The 25,085-nt window shown below is 68.7% G+C and carries 26 protein-coding genes and 1 riboswitch; of the genes, 10 read left to right on the top strand and 16 right to left on the bottom strand.

The genetic code is table 11. The features are described 5' to 3' along the window. Nucleotides 1-6: 6 nt before the first annotated feature. A riboswitch (cobalamin riboswitch) is annotated at nt 7-142 on the bottom strand. Nucleotides 143-168: 26 nt separating this feature from the next. Continuing rightward, nucleotides 169-678 carry a hypothetical protein gene (locus AOM45_RS24980; RefSeq protein ID WP_030467911.1) on the top strand — a complete coding sequence of 170 codons (510 nt, stop codon included), beginning with the start codon at nt 169-171 and terminating at the stop codon, nt 676-678. Nucleotides 679-681: 3 nt separating this feature from the next. Here the strand turns inward: AOM45_RS24980 and AOM45_RS24985 are convergent, their stop codons facing one another. Genes AOM45_RS24985 through AOM45_RS25000 form a run of 4 tightly spaced genes read right to left on the bottom strand, consistent with a single transcriptional unit; the run spans nt 682 to nt 3,587 of the window. Then, entirely contained in the window at nt 682-1,269 is a 588-nt protein-coding gene (locus AOM45_RS24985) for a hypothetical protein (protein WP_156093847.1), read from the bottom strand. Between the two features lie 31 nt (nt 1,270-1,300). Then, nucleotides 1,301-2,695: a putative T7SS-secreted protein gene (locus AOM45_RS24990; protein WP_030467909.1), complete on the bottom strand. Its 1,395-nt coding sequence runs from the start codon at nt 2,693-2,695 to the stop codon at nt 1,301-1,303. After that, a complete protein-coding gene (locus AOM45_RS24995; protein ID WP_030467908.1) occupies nt 2,692-3,207 on the bottom strand; it encodes a hypothetical protein in 516 nt (171 codons plus the stop codon). The genes AOM45_RS24990 and AOM45_RS24995 overlap by 4 nt, the downstream gene beginning before the upstream one ends. After that, a complete protein-coding gene (locus tag AOM45_RS25000) occupies nt 3,204-3,587 on the bottom strand; it encodes an SseB family protein (RefSeq protein WP_051783463.1) in 384 nt (127 codons plus the stop codon). Before AOM45_RS25000 ends, AOM45_RS24995 begins: the two co-directional genes overlap by 4 nt. Before the next feature lie 193 nt (nt 3,588-3,780). On the opposite strand from AOM45_RS25000, the gene AOM45_RS25005 reads away from it, so the two are divergent. Together AOM45_RS25005 and AOM45_RS25010 are read left to right on the top strand one after the other, a co-directional pair. Then, nucleotides 3,781-4,200 carry a YciI family protein gene (locus tag AOM45_RS25005; RefSeq protein WP_030467906.1) on the top strand — a complete coding sequence of 140 codons (420 nt, stop codon included), beginning with the start codon at nt 3,781-3,783 and terminating at the stop codon, nt 4,198-4,200. A 29-nt stretch (nt 4,201-4,229) separates the two neighbouring features. Continuing rightward, on the top strand, nt 4,230-4,562 hold the full coding sequence (locus tag AOM45_RS25010) for a hypothetical protein (protein ID WP_063757040.1): 333 nt from the start codon (nt 4,230-4,232) through the stop codon (nt 4,560-4,562). Nucleotides 4,563-4,617: 55 nt separating this feature from the next. Here the strand turns inward: AOM45_RS25010 and AOM45_RS25015 are convergent, their stop codons facing one another. The 4 genes from AOM45_RS25015 to AOM45_RS25030 form a co-directional block, all read right to left on the bottom strand. Then, nucleotides 4,618-5,655, bottom strand: a complete 1,038-nt coding sequence (locus AOM45_RS25015; protein WP_030467904.1) for a 3-isopropylmalate dehydrogenase — start codon at nt 5,653-5,655, stop codon at nt 4,618-4,620. Nucleotides 5,656-5,978: 323 nt separating this feature from the next. Continuing rightward, nucleotides 5,979-9,251 carry a S8 family serine peptidase gene (locus tag AOM45_RS25020; protein WP_081902170.1) on the bottom strand — a complete coding sequence of 1,091 codons (3,273 nt, stop codon included), beginning with the start codon at nt 9,249-9,251 and terminating at the stop codon, nt 5,979-5,981. A gap of 241 nt (nt 9,252-9,492) precedes the next feature. Continuing rightward, nucleotides 9,493-11,082: a phosphoglycerate dehydrogenase gene (gene serA / locus AOM45_RS25025; RefSeq protein WP_030467902.1), complete on the bottom strand. Its 1,590-nt coding sequence runs from the start codon at nt 11,080-11,082 to the stop codon at nt 9,493-9,495. Nucleotides 11,083-11,343: 261 nt separating this feature from the next. Then, on the bottom strand, nt 11,344-12,498 hold the full coding sequence (locus AOM45_RS25030; RefSeq protein WP_030467901.1) for an epoxide hydrolase family protein: 1,155 nt from the start codon (nt 12,496-12,498) through the stop codon (nt 11,344-11,346). Between the two features lie 63 nt (nt 12,499-12,561). Between AOM45_RS25030 and AOM45_RS25035 the strand changes: the two genes are divergently transcribed. Then, entirely contained in the window at nt 12,562-13,518 is a 957-nt protein-coding gene (locus tag AOM45_RS25035) for a helix-turn-helix transcriptional regulator (protein ID WP_030467900.1), read from the top strand. Nucleotides 13,519-13,549: 31 nt separating this feature from the next. Beyond that, entirely contained in the window at nt 13,550-14,125 is a 576-nt protein-coding gene (locus AOM45_RS25040) for an AAA family ATPase (RefSeq protein ID WP_030467899.1), read from the top strand. Here the strand turns inward: AOM45_RS25040 and AOM45_RS25045 are convergent. The 4 genes from AOM45_RS25045 to AOM45_RS25060 all read right to left on the bottom strand — a co-directional run bounded on the left by AOM45_RS25045 (nt 14,058) and on the right by AOM45_RS25060 (nt 17,907). Continuing rightward, nucleotides 14,058-14,321 carry a DUF397 domain-containing protein gene (locus tag AOM45_RS25045; RefSeq protein WP_030467898.1) on the bottom strand — a complete coding sequence of 88 codons (264 nt, stop codon included), beginning with the start codon at nt 14,319-14,321 and terminating at the stop codon, nt 14,058-14,060. The genes AOM45_RS25040 and AOM45_RS25045 overlap by 68 nt on opposite strands. Before the next feature lie 80 nt (nt 14,322-14,401). Continuing rightward, complete coding sequence (gene ilvC / locus AOM45_RS25050; protein ID WP_081902151.1) at nt 14,402-15,457, bottom strand: ketol-acid reductoisomerase; 1,056 nt, start codon at nt 15,455-15,457, stop codon at nt 14,402-14,404. Nucleotides 15,458-15,568: 111 nt separating this feature from the next. Then, complete coding sequence (gene ilvN, locus AOM45_RS25055; RefSeq protein WP_030467896.1) at nt 15,569-16,075, bottom strand: acetolactate synthase small subunit; 507 nt, start codon at nt 16,073-16,075, stop codon at nt 15,569-15,571. Further along, on the bottom strand, nt 16,075-17,907 hold the full coding sequence (locus AOM45_RS25060; RefSeq protein ID WP_081902169.1) for an acetolactate synthase large subunit: 1,833 nt from the start codon (nt 17,905-17,907) through the stop codon (nt 16,075-16,077). Before AOM45_RS25060 ends, ilvN begins: the two co-directional genes overlap by 1 nt. Nucleotides 17,908-18,137: 230 nt before the next feature. Between AOM45_RS25060 and AOM45_RS51845 the strand changes: the two genes are divergently transcribed. The 3 genes from AOM45_RS51845 to ilvD all read left to right on the top strand — a co-directional run bounded on the left by AOM45_RS51845 (nt 18,138) and on the right by ilvD (nt 20,902). Continuing rightward, a complete protein-coding gene (locus tag AOM45_RS51845; protein ID WP_162185664.1) occupies nt 18,138-18,557 on the top strand; it encodes a PH domain-containing protein in 420 nt (139 codons plus the stop codon). Next, on the top strand, nt 18,554-18,979 hold the full coding sequence (locus tag AOM45_RS25070) for a vitamin K epoxide reductase family protein (RefSeq protein WP_030467893.1): 426 nt from the start codon (nt 18,554-18,556) through the stop codon (nt 18,977-18,979). Before AOM45_RS51845 ends, AOM45_RS25070 begins: the two co-directional genes overlap by 4 nt. Before the next feature lie 78 nt (nt 18,980-19,057). Next, nucleotides 19,058-20,902 carry a dihydroxy-acid dehydratase gene (ilvD, locus tag AOM45_RS25075; RefSeq protein ID WP_030467892.1) on the top strand — a complete coding sequence of 615 codons (1,845 nt, stop codon included), beginning with the start codon at nt 19,058-19,060 and terminating at the stop codon, nt 20,900-20,902. Between the two features lie 32 nt (nt 20,903-20,934). On the opposite strand, the gene AOM45_RS25080 is transcribed toward ilvD, so the two are convergent. Then, entirely contained in the window at nt 20,935-21,342 is a 408-nt protein-coding gene (locus AOM45_RS25080; RefSeq protein WP_030467891.1) for a winged helix-turn-helix transcriptional regulator, read from the bottom strand. An 85-nt stretch (nt 21,343-21,427) separates the two neighbouring features. Between AOM45_RS25080 and AOM45_RS25085 the strand changes: the two genes are divergently transcribed. Continuing rightward, nucleotides 21,428-22,213: an oxidoreductase gene (locus AOM45_RS25085; RefSeq protein WP_030467890.1), complete on the top strand. Its 786-nt coding sequence runs from the start codon at nt 21,428-21,430 to the stop codon at nt 22,211-22,213. Here the strand turns inward: AOM45_RS25085 and AOM45_RS25090 are convergent. From AOM45_RS25090 to AOM45_RS25100, 3 genes are all read right to left on the bottom strand, one after another. After that, nucleotides 22,196-22,438 (bottom strand): hypothetical protein, encoded by a 243-nt coding sequence (locus AOM45_RS25090; protein ID WP_030467889.1) that lies wholly within the window; start codon nt 22,436-22,438, stop codon nt 22,196-22,198. The two genes, AOM45_RS25085 and AOM45_RS25090, sit on opposite strands and share 18 nt — an antisense overlap. 5 nt (nt 22,439-22,443) lie before the next feature. Then, the gene (locus AOM45_RS25095) at nt 22,444-23,169 is read right to left on the bottom strand and encodes a DoxX family protein (protein WP_156093846.1); all 726 of its coding nucleotides are present in this window, start codon (nt 23,167-23,169) and stop codon (nt 22,444-22,446) included. Nucleotides 23,170-23,238: 69 nt separating this feature from the next. Next, complete coding sequence (locus AOM45_RS25100) at nt 23,239-24,153, bottom strand: 2-hydroxyacid dehydrogenase (protein WP_030467887.1); 915 nt, start codon at nt 24,151-24,153, stop codon at nt 23,239-23,241. Between the two features lie 28 nt (nt 24,154-24,181). On the opposite strand from AOM45_RS25100, the gene AOM45_RS25105 reads away from it, so the two are divergent. Next, complete coding sequence (locus AOM45_RS25105; RefSeq protein ID WP_236703822.1) at nt 24,182-25,084, top strand: alpha/beta fold hydrolase; 903 nt, start codon at nt 24,182-24,184, stop codon at nt 25,082-25,084. Nucleotide 25,085: the final 1 nt, after the last annotated feature.

Consider the following 25,085-nt stretch of genomic DNA (forward strand, 5'->3'; position numbering starts at 1 on the left):
GTCGGAGGTTCTCTTCAGCCGTGTGCGGGTATTCGGGCTCGCCCCCGGTGAGGGGACCTACCGTTGCGGGTCAGCGCCGGACTTCGACCGGACTTCCCCCGTGCACGACGAACTCACCCTAACCCACGAGCCACTCCACGAAATCGGGCGGAGACGCGTCTGACAGACGTGGACCTGGGCGACCGAAGACGGCAGCGGCGTGAGCGACTGCGGAACGAGTACGGCACGGCGAAGGTGTCTCAGGCGGACGACAACACCATCGCCCTCATCGCGTTCGCCGTGCTCCTCCTCGGCATCCTGGCCGGCTTCATCCTGCAGGAGCAGATCGCCGGCGCACTGCGCCAGGCCTACTGCACGCCGGTGTCGTGCCAGGTGCTGCCGCAGGCGCTGACCGGCTGGGCGATCGCGGTGGCGCCGCTGCCGGTGTTCTTCTGGCACCGCAACGCGGCGTTCTACCTCGGCATGTTCCTGGTCGGTCTGATGGGTACGTTCTTCATCACGGCGGCCCGCAGCTACGACGGTCTCTGGCTGCTGCCGATCGTCTACTTCGTGGTGGGACTGCTGTTCGTGCCGTTCAGCCTCTGGATCGCGCGCCTGGCCGCACCGGGGTGGCGTGCCGCGGCGGTCGCCGGCCAGCACTGGCTGCTGCTGGTCTCCTTCGTCCTCTGGCTGGCCTGACCGTCAGAGGACACCTCCCGCACCGAACTCCGGCTCGAGGCGACGGAAGTACTCCATGCAGTTCGCCATCTGGTGCTCGACGCGGCCGAACTTCGGTGTGTCGTCCTGATCGAGCATCGCGAGCACGTCGACGGACTCGGTCGCCTTCTCGCCGGGGACGAGGACCTCCGCCCGGTCGCCGGGGAAGACGGACACCTTGTGGCCGACGTGCCACACGTCCCGCCGCGAGCCCTTGACCAGGACCTTCCACGGCGGATCGTGCTGCTCCCCGTCCTCCAGCTCGGCACGGATCTTGAGCAGGGCGTCGAACACGGACTCACCGGTGGACATCTTGCGGCCGAACGGACCGTAGACGGCCATCGTGATCTCTTTCGCCGTCCTGGCCTGCCACACGACCCGGCCGACCCAGAGCTGTTCCTCGCCGGACGCGGGATCTTTGCCGTGAAGCGGGATGTTCCGCGACACCGGCGGGAACTCGCCGCCCTTCGTCCACTCGGGAAGCTCCTCCACGGGCTGCGGGGGAGGTGGCGCCTGTCGCTGCGCCGGACGCATCGGGTGCTGCGGACGCATCGGCGGTTGTTGGGGGTGCATCGGTACGAACTCCTCGGTGGTCGCCTTCGCGTCAGGCGTGCTTGCCCATGATGTCGCGCATCTGCTGCCGGTAGCTGTTCATCAATTCCCGCTGCGCGAACACTTCGCCGGGAGGAAGGCCGCCCAATCCGCTCTCGATCCGGCCGACCAGGTCCTTGAGGTAGAAGTACTGGCTCTTGTCCGGCTCCGGCAGGTGTTCCGGTTCCCTGATCCTGGGTTGCTCGTCCGGCTCTCGCTTCGGTTCCTCCGCCGGCGGGTCGGGCTCGCGGTGCTCGGACGGGGCGTCCGGCTGGTCCGGGTCCGTCTTCTGCGGACCGAACGGTTCGTCACCGTGACGGGGGTCGAAGTCCGGCGTGTGCGACGGGAGCTCGTAGTCCTCCCGCAGCCACGGCGGCCTGCCGTCGTCGACGTGCCGGCCGAGCTGGGTGGCGGCCTGTTCGGTCGTCTCCCGCGCGGCTGCCTCCACCGCCTCGCGGGCAACGGCCTTCTCCGCCGTGCCGGCCAGACCGGCACCGTCCGTCGCGAGACCGATCGCGATGTCACCGACCAGCTGGCCCGCCGCGCCGAACGGGTCCTTCTTCCACTCCTCGAAGTTGAGGATGCCCTTGACGGCCTCCGCCGGGTGCGTGGCCATGTGCACCATGCCCGCGGCCTGCTTCATCATGTTCGCCGCGTACTCACCGGGATGCGTCACGTTGTACGGGTCCAGCGGGCTCCCGGCTCGGATCAGCGTCACCAGGCTGGTCACGGACCTGCCCAGGCCGTCGCCGAACTTCTCCACCTGCTCGGACATCTTCTCGAACGTGTCCTCGGCCGTCGCCGCGAACTTGGAGAGGAAGCCCGGTTCCTCCGGCGCCTTGTCCTTCGACCTGTTGATCACCGAGGCGGCTTGCGCGGCAGCGTCCTTCAACGCGTTCCGCGCGTCGGCGAGGATCCGTTCGGCCTGCTCCCGCTTGGCCTTGCCGGGATCGCTGAACGGCGCGAGCGGATTCGGTGCGGCATCACCTTTCGCGAACGCGTCCAGCGAGGCCTTCTCGTGTCGCGCCGACGCGGCGTCGTACTCCTTCTCGGCCGCCCGCGTCTCCGCCTTCGACTCGTTGTAGAGGCGGATCGCCTCGGCGGCCTCGCGCTGAGCACGCTCGACCGCACCCTTGTACGTCGTCAGCGCGTCCACCGCCGGACCGAACGCCTCCGCCGCGTCGCGCCACTTCGGCGTCTCCGCGGCGAAGTAGCCGCCGAACTTCTCGGCCGCCTGCCCCATCCAGTGTCCGACGTCCAGTTTGGACACCCCGGCGTACGCCTCCTGGCAGGCGGTCGAGAGCTTGCGCAACCCGTTCGCGGTCTCCTCGAGGGTCGCGATGTCGCCGGGAACGAGCTCCTTGGGGTCGTCGGTGTCGCCGAGCTCGCTGCGGCCGAAGAAGCTCACGAGCGGTCACCGGCCTTCTTGAACGAGGTCTCCTCGCCGAGGACGTCCTCGACCGACGAGTCCCACGCGTCCGCGGCACCCTTGGTGGCCTTGTCCCACTGCGCGCCCGGCGTGGTCTGGTTCAGGCCGGACCTGGCCAGGTCCTCCCACGACTGCTTGGTCGGGTCGTCGTGGGAGTTCGGGTTGCCGAGCAGCAGCTGGAACGCCTCCTTGACCTTGTCCTCAGCCTGCTCGTACACGGTCTTGGTGTCGGTGAGCGCGGAGACCATCTCCGTGCCCTCCTTCACCAGGTGGCGCAGGCCCCAGCGCCACCGGTCGAAGAACTCCTCCAGCGCGTCGGCGAGCACCTCGTCACCGCACTCGTCCTGGCCGGGGCAGAGCATCCCGAAGGTGCTCGTGGTGGACGCGAGGTGGCCGCCATCGGGTGCGATCTCCTTCAGGGCGGCGACGGTGTCGTTGATGCCCTTGATCGCCTGCCCCATCGCGCCGAGGTCGACACCGAAGCCGTTCACGCGTCCACCGCCACGTCGTCGGCGACGATGCCGCGCACCGGAGGCAGGGTCATCATGTGCTCGGTCCCGTTGTCGAAGACGACGCCGGTCGGCCTCGGCAACGCGCGGAGGTAGTGGTCGAGCAGCCGCTCGCCGGTGACTGCCAGGTAGCCGACGTCGACGCTCTCGCCCCTGGCTTCCAGGTGTTGCCGCAACAGCTCGAGACTGGAGAAGGCGGCGAGCCAGCTCAGTCCTTCGATGGTGATGACCGGCAACGACAGCGGATCGATCCGCTGCAGGTAGACCGTGCTCGCCCGGAACGCCTCCAGAAAGGCCTCCGGCTCCCCCTCACCGTTGCGGTAACGCCGTGCGTGCTCCACCGCCTGGTTCTCGTTGTGCATGCCTCTCCCGTTCGACCAATCCCCCCCAGATCGGCAGAGCGGTACGTTACCGAGGGCTCACGGTCCGTGTCGGGCGGACCGGGAAAAAAGATCTTCGGAAAAGTTCGGCGGTCGTGTCGATCCGGCGCCGGGCCCGTTCGACCTGTGGATGCCGAGGGGCTGAGGAGCCCCGCACAGACACGGGAGACACACCATGAAGTTCATGCTGATCTGGCGCGCGACCGACGAGGCCTGGGCGAACCTGGGCGACGTGGACTTCGACAAGATGCTGGAGCTCACCGGCCAGTTCAACGAGGAGATGATCCGCGCGGGCGTGCTGCTGGCCGCCGAGGGCCTCGACGACCCGGCGCAGGGTGTCGTCGTCGACTACTCCGTCGAACCGCCGCTCGTCACGGACGGGCCGTACGGCGAGGCCAAGGAGCTGTTCAACGGCTTCTACATCATCAACGTCTCCTCGAAGGAGGAGGCGGTCGAGTGGGCCAAGCGCGCCCCGATCAGGGCGGCCGGGTTCAAGACCGAGATCCGCAGGGTGCCGACGATCGACGAGTTCCCGCAGGACAACGTGTGGATCCAGAAGGAACGCGCGTGGCGTGAGGCGCACGGCCAGCTCTGAAAGGCACGCGGTGTGGTGAGGTGGGGGTCGTGCGCGAACTGACCCCGGCGGCGAGGGATCTGATCACCTCGGTGGACGAGGGCCCGGAGATCCCGTTCGCCGTCCGTGACTTCATCGAGAAGCTCACGTTCGCCGACGCCGGCGAGATCCTGGCCGCCCTGCGGGACGTGCAGGCGGCCGACTGGACGGCTCTTCCGGTGTGGGCTCGCAATCTGGCGTACCGGCTCGCCTGCCTGCAGCGGCCCGACGACCCGGAGCTGCTGCGCGAGGCAGCGGCCGACCTCCTCAGTTTCGGTCCCGACTGGGACGAGACGGCGGAGGAGTTGAAGGTGCGCGCCACGCGGCTCGAACAGTCCCCGTAGACGGCTCGGCTCCCGGCACCACGCAGGTGCCGGGAGCCGGAACAGCCGAGAACGCTCAGCCCGTGCGGACGTTCGACGACACGAGAGCGGCGAGCCTGTCGCCGATCGCGTAGGTCGCGCCCGGCGACTGGTGGTCGCGGGTCGCGAGGTCGAACGCCACGGAGGCCTCGATCCGGCGCGACGCCTCGTGCTCGCCGAGGTGGTCGAGCAGCAGCGCCACGGACAGCACGGCGGCCGTCGGGTCCGCGATGCCCTGGCCCGCGATGTCGGGTGCCGAGCCGTGCACCGGCTCGAACATCGACGGGTTGCGGCGCGTCACGTCCAGGTTTCCCGACGCGGCCAGGCCGATGCCACCCGTGACGGCGGCAGCGAGGTCGGTCAGGATGTCGCCGAACAGGTTGTCCGTCACGATCACGTCGTAGCGGCCGGGGTCGGTGACCATGTGGATCGTGGCCGCGTCGACGTGCTGGTACGCCACGGTCACGTCCGGGTGCTGGAGCGAGACCTCCTCGACGACGCGCGACCACAACGAGCCGGCGTGCGTGAGGACGTTCGTCTTGTGCACCAGCGTCAGGTGGCGGCGCTGGCGGTTCGACGCGCGGGCGAAGGCGTCGCGGACGACGCGCTCCACGCCGAACGACGTGTTGAGCGAGACCTCGGTGGCGATCTCGTGCGGGGTGTCCTTGCGGAGCAGTCCGCCGTTGCCCGCGTACGGGCCCTCGGTGCCCTCGCGGACCACCACCATGTCGATCTCCGGCGGGTCCGCGAGCGGGCTGCGGACGCCGGGGTAGAGACGAGCAGGGCGGAGGTTCACGTGGTGGTCGAGTTCGAAGCGCAGGCGCAGCAACAGCCCTCGCTCCAGAATTCCGCTCGGCACCGACGGGTCGCCCACCGCGCCGAGCAGGATCGCGTCGTGCTGGCGAAGCTCTCCCAGCACCGACTCGGGCAACAACTCTCCCGTGGCGTGCCAGCGCGCCGCGCCGAGGTCGTAGCGAGTGATCTCGGCCGCCGGAACGACCTCGCCGAGGACCTTCAGGGCCTCAGCGATGACCTCGGGCCCGATCCCGTCTCCTGGGATCACTGCGAGCCGCATCCACACACCTCCCAGGTGTCCGTCCCCAATTAGTGGGACTACTTTCCTTCGCGAAAGGCTACCGGCATCACGGCCACTCGCCGCATGCCGGACACCCCTTCGGGGTGGTTTCTCCCGTACTGCGGGACACCCACACGGCCCATTCCGCACTTTCGGGTGTCACTCGACCGCAGTAAGCCTGTCGCGTCAAGGGGTGACGGCCCTGCTCACACCAGAAGGGGCCTGGGTTCCGCGTGCGGAACCCAGGCCCCTTCTACGTGCACGCGGGGAGCTTTCGTTCGCTCCATGCGAACGAAAGGTCCCCGCGTGCAGTCAAACCCCACCTACGAGGCCGACGAGCGGCCCGTCGAGCAGACGTAGACGACCGACGCGCGGTCGCCGTTGGCGTTGTGGTGGTTGAGGACCAGCAGGCCCTCGGACTTGTCGGCCTTCAGCGCCGCCGCGTCCTTGTTCACCACGAGCGCGGTGCCCGGCTTGGCGACGTACGAGAGCGCCGCGTCGCCGCCGCCCTGCGCCCACAGACCCGGCTTGAGCGGGTCGTAGGACAGGTTGCGGTCGATGACGTCGACCAGCTTGTTCGCGTTGCCCGGCGCCACGTAGAAGCCGCTGGTGCCCACGACGTACGAGATCCGCGCCGAGTCCTTCGCCGGGTCGATGCCCAGTGCCGTGAGCAGCACCGGCAGGACCACGACGTTGGTGTCGGCCGTGTTCGCGTCGACGTCGCCGAACAGGCCGTTGACGCCCTGGATGTCGACCGTCTCACCCGTCTTGAGGTCGACCGTGGACGCGACCAGCACGTCGGTGTCGGTCAGGCGGGTGGCGAACGTCTCGAAGTCCGCGGTGCCGTCGCCGTTGGTGTCGATGTCGACGAACGGAACCGTGTTCTTGCCGAGGTTGTACCAGTTGCCCCACGTCGCGACACCGAACGCGAGCAGCGACTCCGCGGGCTTGCCCTGGGCCTTCGCGAGCGGGGCCGTGGAGGCCGCGCCGACGTAGCGCAGGTCGCCGCCCTTGGCGGTCTCGTTGAGCGCGCAGTTCTCGGTGACGTTGCGACGGCAGTCGCGCAGCTTCGGCGACTGGGCCTGCAGCTCGAGGACGCTGATCAGCGAGCGGTAGGCCTGCGAGCCCGTGCCCTGGTCGACGCCGCGGCCGGTCAGGTTCAGCACGGCCTGCTTGTCGGTGCCGCGGAACTTCAGCGTGGAGGCGGTGTTGATGTCCGCCACCGGCTTCGGCGCCGAGTACACCGACAGGCGCAGCGGCACCGTGGCACCCGCGGTCGGCGTGAGGGTCACGCGACCGGACGCGTCCGCGAGGAACTGCCGCGGCACGTCGAGCTGCGTCGGCTCGACGGTCGAGTCGACCGTCTTGCGCAGCGCCTTCGGGTCGTCGATCTTCAGCGTCACCTTGACGCGGGCGACACCGCGCGGGCTCAGCTTCACCTTGTCCTGCGAGAGCACGTAGCTCACGCCGGGGATCGACGTGGCGGCGGTGTAGCCGACCTTGTACTCCACGGCCTTCGTCGACTTGTTGACGATCTTGATCGTCTTGGTCTTCGAGACCGGCTTCGAGACCTCGACGACGCCGAAGTTCGCACTGACGTAGCCGGGGTCGTCCTCGACGTAGGCCAGGACCTGGTTGTCGATGGCGGCCTTGCCGTCCACGCGGCCGGTGCCGACGCGGTTGGGAGCGTAGGTCTTGCCGTTCTCCTTCACGTCCGCGCCGGACGTGTTCATGATCGCGGCCTTGACCTCTTCCAGCGACCAGTCCGGGTGCGTCTGGCGCACCAGGGCGGCGATGCCGGCGACGTGCGGGGACGCCATCGACGTACCGGAGATCACCAGACGGTCGTTGCCGGAACCGACGGCCGTCGACGAGATCGTGTCACCGGGCGCCGCGACGTCCGGCTTGATCGAGCCGTTGCGCGTGCCGCGGCTCGTGAACGAACTCGGCGTGTCCGAAATGGACTGGTCGTAGGTCGGCACCGTGGTGCGCAGGGCACCCGCGAGGCGGACGGTCAGCGTGCCCGCGTTCAGCACCGGACGCAGCTGGTTGGTGGCGTCGCCCGTGAACTGGAACACCGGGATGGTCGCGTTGCCCGCGATGCCCGCGTTGAAGTTGTTCAAAGTGGACGAAAGCACCACGCCCTGTGCACCTGCGGCCTGCGCGTTGTTGGTGCGGCCACCCGAACCACAACGGCGCGTCGCGTCGTTGTCGTCCCACTCCAGCCACACGAACTTGCCCGCGAGGTTCTCGGTGATCGCCTGGCAGCCGTCGAGGTTGCCCGCCTGGGTGAGCTTCACGACCGGCAGGGTCTTGTCGTAGCCGATGTAACCGGTGAAGTTCTGGCTGTACTGACCCGGCTTGACCTGGCCGTTGGCCTCGGCACCGTCACGCAGCACGAACGAGTCGCGCGTCGACGCCACCGTCAGCGCTTCGGGCGTGTTGCCCGGCGAGCCGCCGATGTCGTAGAGGTCGCCACCGTTGCCCGCGGAGAAGACCGGCATGACGCCGACCTTGTACAGCTTCTTGACGAAGAGGCTCTCGGGGTCGTCCGGTGCGCCGTAGTCGGAGCCGAGCGACAGGTTGACCACGTCGAGGTGGTCGGAGAAGTCGCCGTCGCCGTCGGGGTCGAGCGCCCAGTCGAGCGCCTGCCCGGTGACGTTGGTCGAGCCCTCGCAGCCGAAGACCTTCAGCGCGTAGATGAGGGCCTTCGGCGCGGTGCCGGGGCCGATCTTCATCGCGTTGAGGGCTTCCGGCGTGAGCTTGGTGTAGTCGCCCTTGAACGTGCTGCCGTCGGCGTTCTCACCGAAACCGGCGGTGGTGCCGGCGACGTGCGAGCCGTGGCCGTCGCAGTCGATGGGGTTCGGGTCCGGCTTCGGCGTGTTGACCGCCGGGTCGGTGCTCGCCCCGTCGTACTCCTCACCCACGAAGTCGTAACCGCCGACGACCTTCGCGGTCGGGAAGTTCGGGTCCTTCGCGCGCGGGTCGACCGCCTTGAACGCCGCGACTGTGCCGGGACCGCCGAAGTTCGCGTGCGTGTAGTCGACACCGGTGTCGATGATGCCGACCCGCACGTCGTCGCCGAGCTTGCCGTACTGCTGCCAGACGTTGAGCGTCCTGGTGAGCTGGACGGCGTTGGAGTTCTGGCGCGTCTTCGGCACGACCGGGTAGACGGCGAGAACGTCCTGGCGCTGGGCCAGTTCACGCACCTTCTGCGCGTCGGCGTTCACGACGACGCCGGGAACGCCGTTGGACGTGCGGTACAGCTCCTTGGTGGCCGTGTCCGCGGTCTTGAGCTGGCCGACGACCTGGTCGACCGTCGCCGACACGTCGCTCTTCGCCTGCTTGGCGGCCTGCTTCGCGACTTCCTTGCCCTGGCTCTTCTTCTCGTCGAACGCGTCGACGGCCGGCTTGCGGTCGAGCGCGACGAACGCGGTGACCTTGCCGTTCTGGTTCAGCCTGGGAGAAACCTTGAGCTGCAACGCTTTCGCGTCCAGCCCGTGTGCACCCTTGACCGGCTGCGCGAGAGGTTCGCTCTGCGCCCGTGCCGTGGCGGGTGCGATCAGCAGTGTGGTGATGGCAGAGAACACCACCAGACTTGATCGTCTCTTCACAACGTTGCCCCAACCGAGGTGTGTGCTTCCGACCCGAATACAAAGTGCCGCGCCCTCTACGGCACCGGGTCAACCTCGTGGGGACGCTAATCGCTGATCGTGTGTCTGCGACTGCCCCGAAAGTATGAATATGGTCTACAGATAGTTGCCCGTTACGACTTCGTTGTGAACGACGATCAAACCGGGAAGGGGACTTTGCCGTCCCCGTCCCGGTTTGTCGTGACTATCCGAAGTCGACAGAGCGAACGGTGCGCGCGCCCACGGCGGCACCGATCGGGTCGAGCACGGCGGTGTCGACCGGGCGGTCCACCCGCAGCACCATCACGGCGTCGCTGCCGGTCTGGCTGATCTGCGCGGCCTCGATGTTCACGCCGGCCTCGCCGAGCAGCGTGCCGACCGTGCCCATGACACCCGGACGATCCGGGTACTCCAGCAGCAGCACGGTTCCTTCGGCCCTCAGGTCGAAGTTGCGGCCGTTGATGTTCACCAGCTTCTCGACCTGCGCGATGCCGCTGATGGTGCCGGACACGCTGTTCGTGCTGCCGTCCGCCTGCACGGCCTTGACCGTGACGAGGCTGCGGTGGTTCGGGCTCTCGGTCTCCTTGACCAGGTCCACGTTCACGCCGAGGTCCGCGGCGAGCTGCGGGGCGTTGACGAACGTCACCTGCGACTCGACGACCTTGGAGAAGACCCCGCGCAGCGCCGCGAGGGGGAGCACCTGGACGTCCTCATTGGACAGTTCGCCGCGCACCTCGACCGTGACGCTGGTCGGCGCCTTCGGCGACAGTGCACTGAGGACGGTGCCGAGCTTCTGCACGAGCGGCAGGTACGGGCGCACCTCCTCGCCGACCGCGCCGCCCTGGACGTTCACGGCGTCCGGCACGAAGTCACCGGCGAGCGCGAGGACCACGCTCTTCGCGACGTCGGTGCCCGCGCGGTCCTGCGCCTCGCTGGTCGACGCGCCCAGGTGCGGGGTGACGACGATGCCGGGAACGTTGAACAGCGGGTTCTCGGTGGTCGGCTCGGTCGAGAAGACGTCGATGCCGGCACCGCCGACCTGACCCTCCCTGACCGCCTCTGCGAGCGCTTCCTCGTCGATGAGGCCACCGCGGGCGGCGTTGACGATGATGACGCCCCGCTTGGCCTTCGCGAGTTGCTCGGCGCCGATGAGGCCCTTGGTCTCCGGCGTCTTCGGCAGGTGGATGCTGATGGCGTCCGCGCGCTCGAGGAGCTCCTCCAGCGTCACGAGCTCGATGCCGAGCTGGGCGGCGCGCTGAGCGGAGACGTACGGGTCGTACGCGATCAGCTCGACGCCGAACGCGGCGATGCGCTGCGCGAACAGCTGACCGATCTTGCCGAGACCCACCACGCCGACCGTCTTGCCGTTGAGCTCGACGCCGTTGAACTTGCTGCGCTTCCACTCGTGGTTCTGCAGCGTCTCGTGCGCCGCCGGGATCTGGCGGGCGACGCTGAGCAGCAGCGCGACGGCGTGCTCGGCCGCGCTGACGATGTTGGACGTCGGCGCGTTGACCACCATCACGCCGTTCGCGGTGGCCGCCGGCACCTCGACGTTGTCCAGGCCGACACCGGCGCGGGCCACGACCTTGAGCTTGCGGGTGGCGGCGAAGACCTCGGCGTTGACCTGGGTGGCGGACCTGACGAGCAGGGCGTCCGCGTCCTGCACGGCCTCGAGGAGGGCCGCGCGGTCGGTGCCGTCTACGTGGCGCACTTCGACGCCGTCGCCGAGAGCGTCCAGAACGGACGGCGCGAGCTTCTCGGCGATGAGGACAACGGGTCGGCTCGTGTTGCTCACGGACATCGCTCCCAGGAAGGGTCGGATCGTGGGGCGCGGGCGTGGTCGGGGGCGGCTGGCCCGCGCCGACCGGGCACCGCAATGTGTCCGGACTGTTAACGAGCATAGACAGGGGGCTTGCCCAGGCCTGTGGCGGGTGGCTCAGGTCACTGCCGGTGTCCTGTGAGATGGGACGGCGTTTGCGCTGGTTCTCACCTCGGCCCGCCACCACGTGGGACGACCTCGGCGCGCCGAGGCCGGGACCGCGGCGCGAGGGTCGTGTCAGCGCAGCCCGGCGAAGAACTCCCGGACGTCGCCGACGAGCAGATCCGGTGCCTCCATGGCGGCGAAGTGCCCGCCGCGGTCGAACTCCGACCAGTGCACGACGTTGTGCTCACGTTCCAGCGCGGGCCGGATCGACACGTCCAGCGGGAACACCGCGACCCCGGTCGGCACCGCGGACCGTTCGCTCGCACCCCAGGCTCCGGCGTGCGCAGTCTCGTAGTAGCTGTTGGCGGAAGACCCGGCGGTGCCGGTCAGCCAGTACAGCATCACGTTGGTGAGCAACAGGTCCCGGTCCACCGCGTCCTCCGGCAGCTCGGCGGCCGGATCGGTCCACTCCTTGAACTTCTCCACGATCCAGGCCAGCTGCCCGACCGGGGAGTCGTGCAGTCCGTGCGCCAAAGTCTGCGGCCGGGTGATCTGGATCATCACGTAACCGGCGCCTTCGGTCTTCAGGTACGACAGGTGCTCGAGCCGCGCCCGCTCCGCCTCGGTCAGCCCGGCCGCCTCGTCCTGGCCGATCTCGGTGAACGCGGAGAGCCCGTTCGCGTGCACGCCCACGACCCGGCCGGGGTCGAGCCTGCCGAGGCCGGGGCCGATGACCGCGCCGGTGTCACCGCCCTGGACGCCGTAGCGGTCGTAGCCGAGCCTGCGCATCAGCTCGGCGTACGCCCTGGTCACCCGGTTGGTGTCCCACCCGGTCTCACGGGTCGGCCCGGAGAACCCCGTGCCCGGGTTCGACGGGATCACCAGGTGGAACGCGTTCGCGGGGTCGCCGCCGTGCGCCCTCGGGTCGGTCAGCGGGCCGATCACGTTCAGGAACTCCACGACCGAGCCGGGCCAGCCGTGGATCAGGATCAGCGGCAGCGCGTCCGGTTCGGGCGAGCGCACGTGCAGGAAGTGGATGTTCTGCCCGTCGATCTCGGTGGTGAACTGCGGGTAGGAGTTCAGCTCCTGCTCGTGCACGCGCCAGTCGTAGCCGTCGCGCCAGTACTCGGCCAGTTCCCTGAGGTAGCTCACCGGCATCCCGCGACTCCAGCCGGCACCGGGCAGGTCCGCGGCCCACCGGGTCCTGGCGAGCCGGTCCCTCAGGTCGTCCAGGTCGGCCTGCGGAACGTCGATGGTGAAGGGACGGATCTCGGTGTTGTGCTCCATGTGGACAACGCTACGAGCCGGTTAGGTCAGGTTCGGTCCTAACTGCGTGGCAGACTTCGAGCCGTGCGGGAAACCTCGGCTCGGCTGCTGCGACTGCTCTCGCTCCTGCAGGCCCGGCGCGACTGGTCAGGCGCCGAACTGGCGGAACGGCTGGAGGTCACTCCGCGCACGGTGCGCCGTGACGTGGACCGGTTGCGGACGCTCGGGTATCCCGTGCACGCGACGGCCGGCACCGCCGGTTACCGGTTGGGTGCCGGCGCGGACCTGCCGCCGCTGCTGCTGGACGACGACGAGGCCGTGGCGGTCGCGATGGGTCTGCGCACGGCCGCGGGCGGTTCGATCACCGGCATCGAGGAGACCTCGGTGCGGGCGCTCGCCAAGGTCGAACAGGTGCTGCCGTCCCGGTTGCGGCACCGGATCAACGCTCTGCAGTCGGTGACGGTGCCGATGACCAACGCCGGTCCCACCGTCGACCCGAGCACGCTCACGGCCATCGCCGCCGCCTGCCGGGACTCGCTGCGCCTGCGCTTAGACTACCGCACGCACGACGGGACCAGCAGCATCCGCACGACCGAACCGCACCGGCTGGTGCACTCAGGGCGGCGCTGGTACCTCGTCGGCTGGGACGTCGACCGCCAGGACTGGCGCACCTACCGGGTCGACCGCCTCGACCCGCGCACGCCCACCGGACCCCGGTTCACCCCGCGCACGCCACCCGACCCCGACCTGGGCGGCTACACCTCGCGGGCGATCTCCACGTCGGTCTACCGCTACCAGGCCAGGTTCACGCTGCACGTCAGCGCCGAGACCGCGGCGGAACGGATCGCCCCGACCACCGCGACGCTGGAGCCGATCGACGAGCACAGCTGCACGTTGCTCGCCGGCTCGAACTCCCTGGACGAACTGGCCGTCTACGTGGCGGGCAAGGGGTTCGCGTTCCAGGTGCACGAACCGCCCGAGCTCGTCGAGCACATCAGGGCGCTCGCGGTCCTGCTGGCCGCGGCGACGAAAACCAGCTGACCACGACCACGTGGCGTGAAACTCTGCGCCGATGCCGTTGGTGTGGGTCACCGGCACCTCGGGAGCCGGCAAGTCGACCGTCTGCGCACGGCTGGGCAGCCTCGGGCACCTCGCGGTCGACGCCGACTGGGAGGGCTACAACCACTGGGTGGACCGGGTGACCGGACAGGTCGTCACCGACCCACCCGATCCGGTGCCTCCCGGCTGGCTCGACCGCTTCGGGTGGCGGATCGATCGCGCGAAGGTCGAGGCTCTTGCGGCGCGGGCACACGACACGACTGCGTTCCTCTGCACGTGCGTCGAGAACGACGCCGATGTCCTGGACCTCTTCGATCTCGTGGTCTGCCTGGTGATCGACGACGAGACGTTGCGCCACCGTCTGCTGACCCGCACGACGAACTCGTTCGGCAAGCACCCCGAGGAACTCGCGGCCTCACTCGGGCACAACCGCCACGTCGAGTCCACCTACCGGAGCCTGGGCGCGGTGATCGTCGACGGCGGACGACCCCTCGACGAGGTCGTCGACGCCGTCCTGACCGCTACCAGGGCTCGTCGAACTCCCCGTCCTTCGCGCCCGCCACGAACGCGTCCCACTCCGCCATCGTGAACACCAGCACGGGTTCGAGCTGCTTGGAGTTGCGCATCGCGACGTACGTGGCGCCGTCCGTGTGCGGGACGAAGGCGATCTCGACGTGGCCGTCCTCCGGCTCGGGCTCCGGCGGACGCTTCCACTCCGCGCCGCGGAGGTCGAGGTTGCCGCGCACGTGGGCCTTGTCGTCGTAGATCGGCGCACTTTCCGTCATGAGAGGCAAGCTAGCGGAAAGGCCCGCGGAGCGTCACACACGCTCCACGGGCCTCCCTGGGGGAAACGCCGGGGAAAGACTCAGGCGGTCTCGGTGATCGGGCGGTCGACCCACGACATCATGTCGCGGAGCTTCTTGCCCGTTGCCTCGATCGGGTGGTTCTCACCCTCCTGCTGGAGCTTCTTGTAGTTGGCGCGGCCGTTGTCGTCCTCGGCCACCCACTCGTTCGCGAAGGTGCCGTCCTGGATCTCGCCCAGGATCTTCTTCATCTCCTCCTTGACCGCGGGGGTGATGACGCGCGGGCCGCGGGTCAGGTCACCGAACTCGGCGGTGTCGGAGATCGAGTAGCGCATGCGGGCGATGCCGCCCTCGTACATGAGGTCGACGATCAGCTTGAGCTCGTGCAGGCACTCGAAGTACGCGACCTCGGGGGCGTAGCCCGCCTCGGTGAGGACCTCGAAGCCCGCCTGCACCAGCGCCGACGCGCCACCGCAGAGGACGGCCTGCTCGCCGAAGAGGTCCGTCTCGGTCTCTTCCTTGAACGTCGTCTTGATGACGCCGGCGCGCGTGCCGCCGATGCCCTTCGCGTACGACAGGGCCAGCGCCTGGGCGTTGCCCGACGCGTCCTGCTCGACCGCGATGAGAGCGGGAACACCCTTGCCGTCCACGAACTGGCGGCGCACCAGGTGGCCGGGGCCCTTCGGGGCGACCATGGCGACGTCCACACCGGACGGAGCGGTGATCAGGCCGTAGCGGATGTTGAAACCGTGGCCGAAGAAGAGGGCGTCGCCTTCCTTCAGGTTCGCGGCGATCTCGTTCGCGTAGATGTGGCGCTGCGCGGTGTCCGGCGCCAGGATCATGATCACGTCGGCCCACGCGGAGACCTCGGCCGGGGTGCCGACCTCCAGACCCTCTTCCTCGGCCTTGGCGCGGGACTTGGAGCCCTCCTGCAGACCGATGCGGACCTCGACGCCGGAGTCGCGCAGGGACAGGGCGTGGGCGTGGCCCTGGCTGCCGTAGCCGATCACGGCCACCTTGCGGCCCTGGATGATGCTCAGGTCGGCATCGTCGTCGTAGAAGATCTCGACGCTCACGATATTTCCTTCTCTCTGTGTTTGATTGCCGCTGCTGCGCAGACGGCGGCGAGGTCGTCGAGAAGCCTGTCATCCGCCCGCCGCTTCGCACCGATTGGGCTTCGCCGAATCGGCACGAAGAGGCGACCGGACGACAGGCACGACCTCGCGTTTCTAACGAACCGCGGTGGCGGTGATGGAACGAGCGCCACGGCCGATGGCGACCATGCCGGACTGGACGATCTCGCGAAGCCCGTAGGGCTCCAGCATGCGCAGCAAGGCGTCGAGCTTCTCAGAAGTGCCCGTGGCCTCGATCGTGACCGCCTCAGGAGAGACGTCGACGACCTTCGCGCGGAAGAGCTGAACGGTTTCGAGGACCTGCGACCGCACCGTCGCATCCGCACGAACCTTAATCAACACCAGTTGCCGCTGAACGGAAGCGGTCGGCTCCAGCTCGACGATCTTGATGACGTTGATGAGTTTGTTGAGCTGCTTGGTCACCTGCTCCAGGGGCAGCTCGTCGACCGAGACCACGATGGTCATGCGGGAGATGTCGGGGTACTCCGTGCGGCCGACCGCGAGCGACTCGATGTTGAAGCCGCGGCGGGAGAACAGACCGGCGACGCGCGCGAGCACACCGGGCTTGTCCTCGACCAAAACGCTCAGCGTGTGCCTGGTCATCACAGATCCTCGTCGAACAGGGGGCGGATGCCGCGGGCGGCCATGATCTCGGAGTTGCCGGTGCCGGCCGCGACCATCGGCCACACCTGGGCGTCCTTGCCGACGACGAAGTCGATCACGACGGGACGGTCGTTGATCTCCAGCGCCTTCGCGATCACGTCGTCCACCTCCTCGCGCGACTCGGCCCGCAGGCCGGCGCACCCGAGTGCCTCCGCCAGGAGCTTGAAGTCTGGGATGCGGTGCTTGTGCGTCCCCAGATCGGTGTTGGAGTACCGCTCGCCGTAGAACAGGGTCTGCCACTGGCGGACCATGCCCAGGTTGCCGTTGTTGATCACGGCGATCTTGACCGGCAGGCCCTCGATGGCGCAGGTGGCGAGTTCCTGGTTGGTCATCTGGAAGCAGCCGTCGCCGTCGATCGCCCACACCGTGCGGTCGGGCTCACCCGCCTTGATGCCCATCGCGGCGGGAACGGCGAAGCCCATCGTGCCGAGGCCGCCGGAGTTGATCCACGTGCGCGGGTGCTCGTACTTCACGAACTGCGCGGCCCACATCTGGTGCTGGCCGACACCCGCGGTGTAGATCGTGTCGGCCGGCGACAGCGCGCCGATGCGTTCGATGACGTACTGCGGCGAGAGCGTGCCGTCCTCGGGCCAGTCGTAGCCCAGCGGGAACGTCTCGCGCAGCGACTTGAGCGTGTCCCACCACGGGGTGAGGTCGACGGCCTTGGCCGTCTCGCGCTCGGTGCGCACGGCGTCGATCAGCTCGGTGATGATCTCCTTGCAGTCGCCCACGATCGGGACGTCCGCACGGCGGTTCTTGGAGATCTCGGCCGGGTCGATGTCGGCGTGGATGATCTGCGCGTCCGGCGCGAACGAGCCCAGCTGGCCGGTGACGCGGTCGTCGAACCGGGCGCCCAGCGCGATCAGCAGGTCGGACTTCTGCATCGCCGCGACCGCCGCGACCGTGCCGTGCATGCCGGGCATGCCCAGGTGCTGGTCGTGCGAGTCGGGGAACGCGCCGCGCGCCATCAGCGTCGTGACGACCGGGATGCCGGTGTCCTCCGCCAGGCGCAGCAGCTCGGCGTGCGCGTCCGCCTTGATGACGCCGCCGCCCACGTACAGGACGGGCTTGCGGGCGTTCACGATCAGCTTGGCGGCTTCGCGCACCTGCTTGCCGTGCGGCCGGGTCGTCGGCCGGTAACCGGGCAGGCGCAGGTCGGGCGGCCACGAGAAGCTGGTCTGCTCCTGCAGCACGTCCTTCGGGATGTCGACGAGGACCGGGCCGGGTCGGCCGGTCGCCGCGATGTGGAACGCCTCCGCGATCGCCCGCGGGATCTCCGCCGGGTCGGTCACGAGCATGTTGTGCTTGGTGATCGGCATCGTGATGCCGCAGATGTCCGCCTCCTGGAAGGCGTCCGTGCCGATCAGCGGTCGCGTCTGCTGGCCGGTGATCGCGACGACGGGCACGGAGTCCATGTTCGCGTCCGCGAGCGGGGTGACGAGGTTCGTCGCACCCGGTCCCGAGGTCGCCATGCAGACCCCGACCTTGCCGGTGGCCTGCGCGTATCCGGTCGCCGCGTGTCCTGCGCCCTGCTCGTGGCGGACGAGGATGTGCCGGACCTTCGTGGAGTCCAGCAGCGGGTCGTACGCGGGAAGGATCGTCCCGCCGGGAATGCCGAAGACCACTTCGCAGCCGACCGCTTCAAGCGACCGGACGAGCGACTGAGCACCGGTTACACGAATCGGTGCGCCCGTCGGCGGGGCCGGTTTGGGCCGCGGACCTGGACGTGGCGACGTGGGCTCGGAAGCCTGTCGCGATGGTGCGCTGGTCATCATTGCCTCGTGGGTATCGGGGTCCGGACACGAAAAAACCCTCGACAACCCGGAGAAGGGTCGTGCGAGGGTCGCGCGTCGACGCAGGCTGTTCGGCTCAGGCGTCGACGCGCCTGAGAAGTACGAGAACGAGCGTGCGCTGCATGAAGCGGACGTTATCCCCTCGCGCAAGAGTGCGTCAACTCTGCGAGACGGAATTCCCGGATCGTGGACGTGGAACAATCCTTCGAGTGAAGAAGCTGGTCTTTCGCATCCCGGCAACGGCGCTGCTCGCGGCGGGTCTGATCGCCATCTGCGTGACCCCTGTCGCGTGGGCCGTTCCCGGACTGCAAGCGCTCTACGTCCTGCCGCTCGGTTACGCGTACTGGGTCGTCCGCAACCGCACCACCGTCACCGAGTCCGAGCTCGTCGCCCGCGGCGTGTTCGGCACGACGACGGTGAAGTGGGACGAGGTGAAGTCGATCCGGCTCGCGGAGAAGGGCTGGCTCAAGGCCGTTCGGACCGACGACACCGAGGTGACGCTGCCCGCGGTCCGGTTCATGCACCTGCCGGCGTTGTCGCTGGTCAGCGGCGGACGCGTGCCCGACCCGAGTGTCGTGGAGGAGCCTGCCGAGGAACCGGCGGAGGAATCCGTAGAGTCGGAGAAGTGATCCAACGAGTTCCGCTGCTGAGCCTGCTGCTGTCCATCGCAGGCCTGCTGACCTCGGCTTACCTGACGTACACGCACTTCAACGCGGGTGCGTTGCTGTGCTCGGCCGACGCCGTGATCGACTGCGAGACGGTGACCACGAGCGACCAGTCGGAGCTCCTGGGCATCCCCGTCGCGTTCCTCGGCCTGGCGTTCTTCGCCTTCCTGACCGTGATCTGCCTCCCGTTCGCGTGGCGGATCGACGCGCTGAAGTGGGTTCGGCTGGGCGCGATCGGTGTCGGCGTCCTGATGGTCGTGTACCTGGTCGCGGTCGAGTTGCTCATCATCGGCAAGATCTGCCTGTGGTGCTCCGTCGTGCACGTGATCACCCTCGCACTGGCGTATCTGCTGCTCTCGGCGAGTCTGCGCACAAGTAAGGTTTGAGGCACCGCTCCCAGACTGGTGGACGCCTCACCCGGCCGTCCCGCGCGTTTGTCATGAAGAACTGAATCTGGAGGAGCAGTGCCTCAGCTCCGCTCTCGCACCACCACCCACGGCCGCAACGCAGCCGGAGCCCGCGCTCTCTGGCGCGCGACCGGTATGACGGACAGCGACTTCGGCAAGCCCATCATCGCGATCGCCAACTCCTACACGCAGTTCGTGCCCGGTCACGTGCACCTGCGCGATCTCGGCGACATCGTGGCCGAGGCGGTGCGCGAGGCGGGTGGCGTGCCGCGCGAGTTCCACACCATCGCGGTCGACGACGGCATCGCCATGGGCCACAGCGGAATGCTCTACTCGCTGCCGAGCCGCGAGATCATCGCCGACTCCGTCGAGTACATGGTCAACGCGCACCAGGCCGACGCGATCGTCTGCATCTCGAACTGCGACAAGATCACCCCCGGCATGCTGAACGCGGCGATGCGGCTCAACATCCCCGTCGTGTTCGTGTCCGGCGGCCCGATGGAGGCCGGCAAGGCCGTCGTCGTCGAGGGCGTCGCCGTCGCGCCGACCGACCTCATCACCGCGATCTCCGCCTCGGCTTCTCCCGCCGTGAACGACGACGGGCTCACCGAGGTCGAGCGCTCCGCGTGCCCGACGTGCGGTTCCTGCTCCGGCATGTTCACCGCGAACTCGATGAACTGCCTGACGGAAGCCCTCGGCCTGTCGTTGCCGGGCAACGGTTCGACGCTCGCCACCCACGCCGCGCGCCGCGAGCTGTTCTCCGAGGCCGGCCGCGTGGTCGTCGAGCTGTGCAAGCGCTGGTACGGCGAGGACGACGAGTCGGCCCTGCCGCGGTCGATCGCGAACCGCAAGGCGTTCGAGAACGCGATGGCCCTCGACATGGCCATGGGCGGCTCGACGAACACCGTGCTGCACATCCTCGCCGCCGCGCAGGAAGGCGAGATCGACTTCACGCTGCAGGACATCGACGACCTGTCCCGCCGCGTGCCGTGCCTGTCCAAGGTGTCGCCGAACTCCGACTACCACATGGAGGACGTGCACCGGGCCGGCGGAATCCCCGCGCTGCTCGGCGAACTCCACCGCGCGGGCCTGCTCAACGAGGACGTGACGTCGGTGCACACGCCGACGCTCGCGGAGTGGCTCGGCAAGTGGGACATCCGCGCCGCTTCGCCGTCTCCTGAGGCGATCGAGCTGTTCCACGCGGCTCCCGGTGGGGTGCGCACGACCCAGGCGTTCTCGACGTCGAACCGCTGGTCCTCTTTGGACACGGACGCCGAAAAGGGCTGCATCCGCGACTTCGAGCACGCCTACACGCGGGACGGCGGCCTGGCCGTGCTGCGGGGCAACCTCGCCGAGCGCGGCGCGATCATCAAGGCCGCGGGCATCGACGAGGAGCTGTGGCACTTCGAGGGCCCGGCGCGCGTCGTCGAGTCCCAGGAGCAGGCCGTCTCGGCGATCCTGAACAAGGAGATCCAGGCGGGCGAGGTCCTGGTCGTGCGCTACGAGGGCCCGTCAGGCGGCCCCGGAATGCAGGAGATGCTGCACCCCACGGCGTTCCTCAAGGGCTCGGGCCTCGGCAAGAAGTGCGCCCTGATCACCGACGGCCGCTTCTCCGGCGGCTCCTCGGGCCTGTCGATCGGCCACATCTCCCCGGAGGCTGCGGGCGGCGGCACGATCGGCCTGGTCGAGAACGGCGACAGGATCCTCATCGACGTGCACGAGCGGCGCCTGGAGCTGCTGGTGGACGACGAGGTCCTGGCTGAGCGCCGCGCGAAGATGGAGGCGTCGGAACGCCCGTGGCAGCCGGTGGACCGCGTCCGCCCGGTCACGGGTGCGCTGCGGGCGTACGCGCGGATGGCGACGGACGCGTCGACGGGCGCGGTGCGCGACCCGAGCAGGTAGACCGCTCTTGGTGCTGCCCTGGCCGGCTTCGGTCAGGGCAGCACTTCTTGTGCGTCGTACTTCTCGACGTTCGCGAGGACCTCACCCATGTTCGCCTGGGCCCAGTCCCTGAGCCCGCGCGTCATCTGGTGCAGCGACAGACCGAGCTCCGTCAGCTCGTAGGTCACCGTGACGGGGACGGTCGGCGTGACCGTGCGGGTGACCAGTCCGTCGCGTTCCAACGACCGCAGCGTCTGCGTGAGCATCTTCTGGCTGACCCCGGCGAGCAGGCGGGCGATCTCCGAGTACCGCATCGGGCCATCGCCGAGCGCGCACAGGACGAGGACCACCCACTTGTCCGAGATCCGGTCGAGCAGCTGCCGGCTGGGACACCCCGCCAGGAACGCGTTGTACTCCACCTTGGCCTGAGCCCGCTTCTGGGCCGCGTTCCTCGTCGCCACTGACCTCACCTCTCACCCGTGGAGGGGTTACGCACTTCTGAGTGCCTACTTCCCGACAGGAAGTTCCTCTCCAAGACTAGTGCTCATGAACACTCTTCCCGGTGGCACCTGGACTCTGGGCGACCTGACCGTTTCCCGGTTCGGTTACGGCGCCATGCAACTGGCGGGCCCGTGGGTCATGGGGCCGCCCGCCGACCGCGACGGCGCTCTCGCCGTTCTGCGTGAAGCGGTCGAGCTCGGCATCACCCACATCGACACCAGCGACGCCTACGGCCCGCGCGTCACCAACGAGTTGATCCGCGAGGCGTTGCACCCGTACCCCGAGTCGCTGCACATCGCGACCAAGGTGGGCGCGACCCGCGACGACCAGGGCGGCTGGCCCGTGGCCCGGCGGCCGGAGGACCTGCGCAGCCAGGTCCACGACAACCTGAAGTCCCTCAGACTCGACGTGCTCGACCTGGTCTACCTCCGGCTCGGGAACGCCGAAGGTCCTCAGCCCGGTTCGATCGCGGAGGCGTTCGGGGCTCTCGTCGAACTCCAGCAAGAGGGTCTGATCCGGCACCTCGGGGTCAGCAACGCGCTCGCGGAGCAGGTCACCGAGGCACAGAGCATCGCACCGATCGTGTGCGTGCAGAACATGTACAACCTCGACCACCGCGACGACGACGATCTGATCGACAAGCTCGCGGTGGAGGGGATCGCGTACGTGCCGTTCTTCCCGCTCGGGGGCTTCACGCCACTTCAGTCGCCGAGGTCTGCCGCGCTGGCCTGGTTGCTGCGGCGGTCGCCGAACATCCTGCTCATCCCGGGCACGTCCTCGGTGGCGCACCTGCGCGAGAACATCACCGGCGTCCTAGACAGCGAGAGCTAGCGCCAGACAGGCCCCGAACACGAGCCAGCCCGTCAGCGGTCCGCTGACGGGCTGTTCCGTTCTCTTGACCACGACGCCGCTGATGATCAGACCGGCGAGCAGGCCAAGCGGCGGCAGGAGGGATTTCGCGGTGAGACCGAACGGCAGCGCCACCAGGTACACGACCGGAATCCCGATCACCAGCAGGGCGAGCTGGAGCAGTGCTCCCGTCAGGTTCTTCCGCACAGGGCTTATCGGAACACGAAGAACGTGACCGCCGCACCACCCGCTCCGAGCAGGAGTGCGATGAAACCGGCCGCCACCGGGTGGCGGAACCAGCTGCGGTTGTAGTCCAGCGCGGCCCGGCCGGGTCCGGCGAACAGGGCCGCGAAGGCCATGCCCGCGAGGGCCAGTTCCAGCTCCACGCCGTTGGGGCCGAAGAAGCCGCCCTTGTACTTGAGCGCGATGACGTTGGCCATCACCGCGAGCAGGCCCGCCGCGGCCAGCGGGGTGAACAGGCCGAGGACCAGCAGGCCGCCGCCGGCCAGTTCCGTGATGCCGGTGACCCAGGCGAGGACGACCGACTCGCGGTAGCCCATCTTCTCGAGCGACTGCGCGAAGCCGTTGATGCCGGGGCCGCCGAAGAGTCCGAAGACCTTCTGCAGGCCGTGCAGGACGAAGATGCCGCCGAGCACCGCCCGCAGCCCGAGCAGGCCGAGGTCGGGGCCGGCCGTCCAGCCGAACTTCTTGCGGTCGTCCTCGAACGGGTCATCCTGGGTGTCCAAAGAGGACTTGTCCAGCGGCGTGTACCCGGTCTTGTCGAACGCCTTCGTCGTCTGGTCGTACGGCGAGGTGACGTCCGATCCGACTCTGGTCGTGCTGTCGTCGAAGTGGTGCACTCCCCCTCCGCTGCTCGAGTAGAACGAGTCGTCGGAGAAAGCGCTCGAGGTGGTCGAGCCTTTGTCGTGAGTAGCCACGCCCGCAACCTAGGAGACCCGTCGCGGGCGCGCGAGGGCCGAACGGCAGCTCTGTTTCACCCGAACGGACTAGTAGGTGCCGTTCACAAGATTGCGTGGGCGCTCCCCTGCGGCATACCGGGCGACCTCGGAGGCGACGATCGCGTAGGCGCGCTGGGTGTGCCCGGTGCACGACCCGGCCACGTGCGGGGTGAGGAACAACCCCGGCGCGGTCCACAGTGGATGATCCTCCGGCAGCGGTTCGGGATCGGTCACGTCGAGAGCCGCGCGCAGTCGCCTGGAATTCAGTTCCACGAGCAACGCGTCGGTGTCGACGACCGGGCCGCGGGCGCCGTTGACGAGGATGGCGCCGTCCTTCATCGCGGCCAGGAACTTGGCGTCGACCAGGTGCCTGGTCTCCTCCGTCATCGGCGTGAAGATCACGACCACGTCGAACTCGGGGAGCAGCGACGGCAGCTCGTCGACGCCGTGCACGCCGTCGCGCGCGGTGCGGCCGACCAGCACGGCGGTGGCGTCGAACGGTTCGAGGCGCCGCCGCAGCTGCTCGCCGAGATCACCGGCGCCGACGATCAGAACCTTCTTGTCCTGCAAGGTGTCCGTGAGGTGGTAGTCCCAGCGGCCTTCGGCACGGGCGCGTTCGAAAACGAGGAAGTCTCGGTAGATCGCCAGCAACGCGCCAATCGCCCACTCGGCGGTGCTGCCGCCGTGCGCGCCGCGGCACGTCGAGAGCAGCACGCCTTCCGGTACGCGGCCGATGAAGTTCTCCGCGCCCGCGCTGAGCAACTGCACGAGCTTGAGATTCGGCAGCTGCGCGAACACGTCGCGGGGGTCGGTGCCGGCGAGGAACTTCGGCACGAGGACCTCGGCGTCCAGTCCGTCCGCCGGCAACGGCTGACCCGGCGTGTAGCGGACAGGCCGGACACCGTCCACCTGAGACAGCGCCTGAACTCCGAAGTCATCTGGCACGAGCACGGTGAGCGTCACCGGGCCAACGTACGTCAGAATGGCGGACATGCGGGAGCACGACGTCATCTCCTGGGACGGCACGAAGATCCGAGCGTGGCAGACGGACACCGACGGCACACCTGTGCTGCTGTGCCCCGGCGTGGGTTCCGGACCCGAGTCGTGGCCGTCGCTCGCCGACCGCGGTGGCCTGCTCAGCTGGTACATGCGCGGCACGATGGGGTCGGACCGGCCCGTCGACGAGCGCAACATCTCGTTGGACGACCACGTTTCGGACGCGATCGCCGTGCTCAACGACGCCGGTGTGGAGCGGTGCGTCGTCATGGGCTGGTCGATGGGCGTCACGATCGCGGCCGAGCTCGCGTTGCGTCATCCGGAACGGGTGGCGGGCGTGCTGCTCGTCGCGGGCGCGCCGGGTGACTCGTTCGACGCGATGCTGCCGTTGGTCCCCAAGAACGTGCGCCGGTTCGTCGGGCTGACGGGCACCAGGCTGCTGCAGCAGGCGGGTCCGCTGCTGGACACCGTGCTGCACCGCGTCCCGGTGACGGACGTGACGACGTTCCTGCTGCGGCACAGCGGTGTGATCAAGCCGAGCAGCGACCAGAAGGCCGTGACGAACGCGGTCGGCCGGTTCCTGCAGCACGACTGGCGCTGGTACTTCACGCTGGCGCTCGCGCTGGGCGAGACGCCGCGCCAGGACCTCGGCCCGATCGTGTGCCCGATCACAATCCTGGCGGGCCGCGACGACCTGCTGGCGACCACGGAGAGCATGTCCGGGCCCGTCGGCGCGCTGCCCCAGGCGCGGCTGAGGGTGCTGCCGTGCAGCCACTACCTGCCGTTGGAGGCTCCTGAGGTCGTCAGTGCCGAGCTCGATCTGCTGCTGGACCGGGTGCGGTCGGTCGACTTCGCCACGGCCGAGGCGTTCACTTCGGGTTCACGGTCGCGCACTTAGC

Origin of the sequence: Lentzea aerocolonigenes (assembly GCF_000974445.1) — a bacterium.
Lineage (GTDB): Bacteria > Actinomycetota > Actinomycetes > Mycobacteriales > Pseudonocardiaceae > Lentzea > Lentzea aerocolonigenes.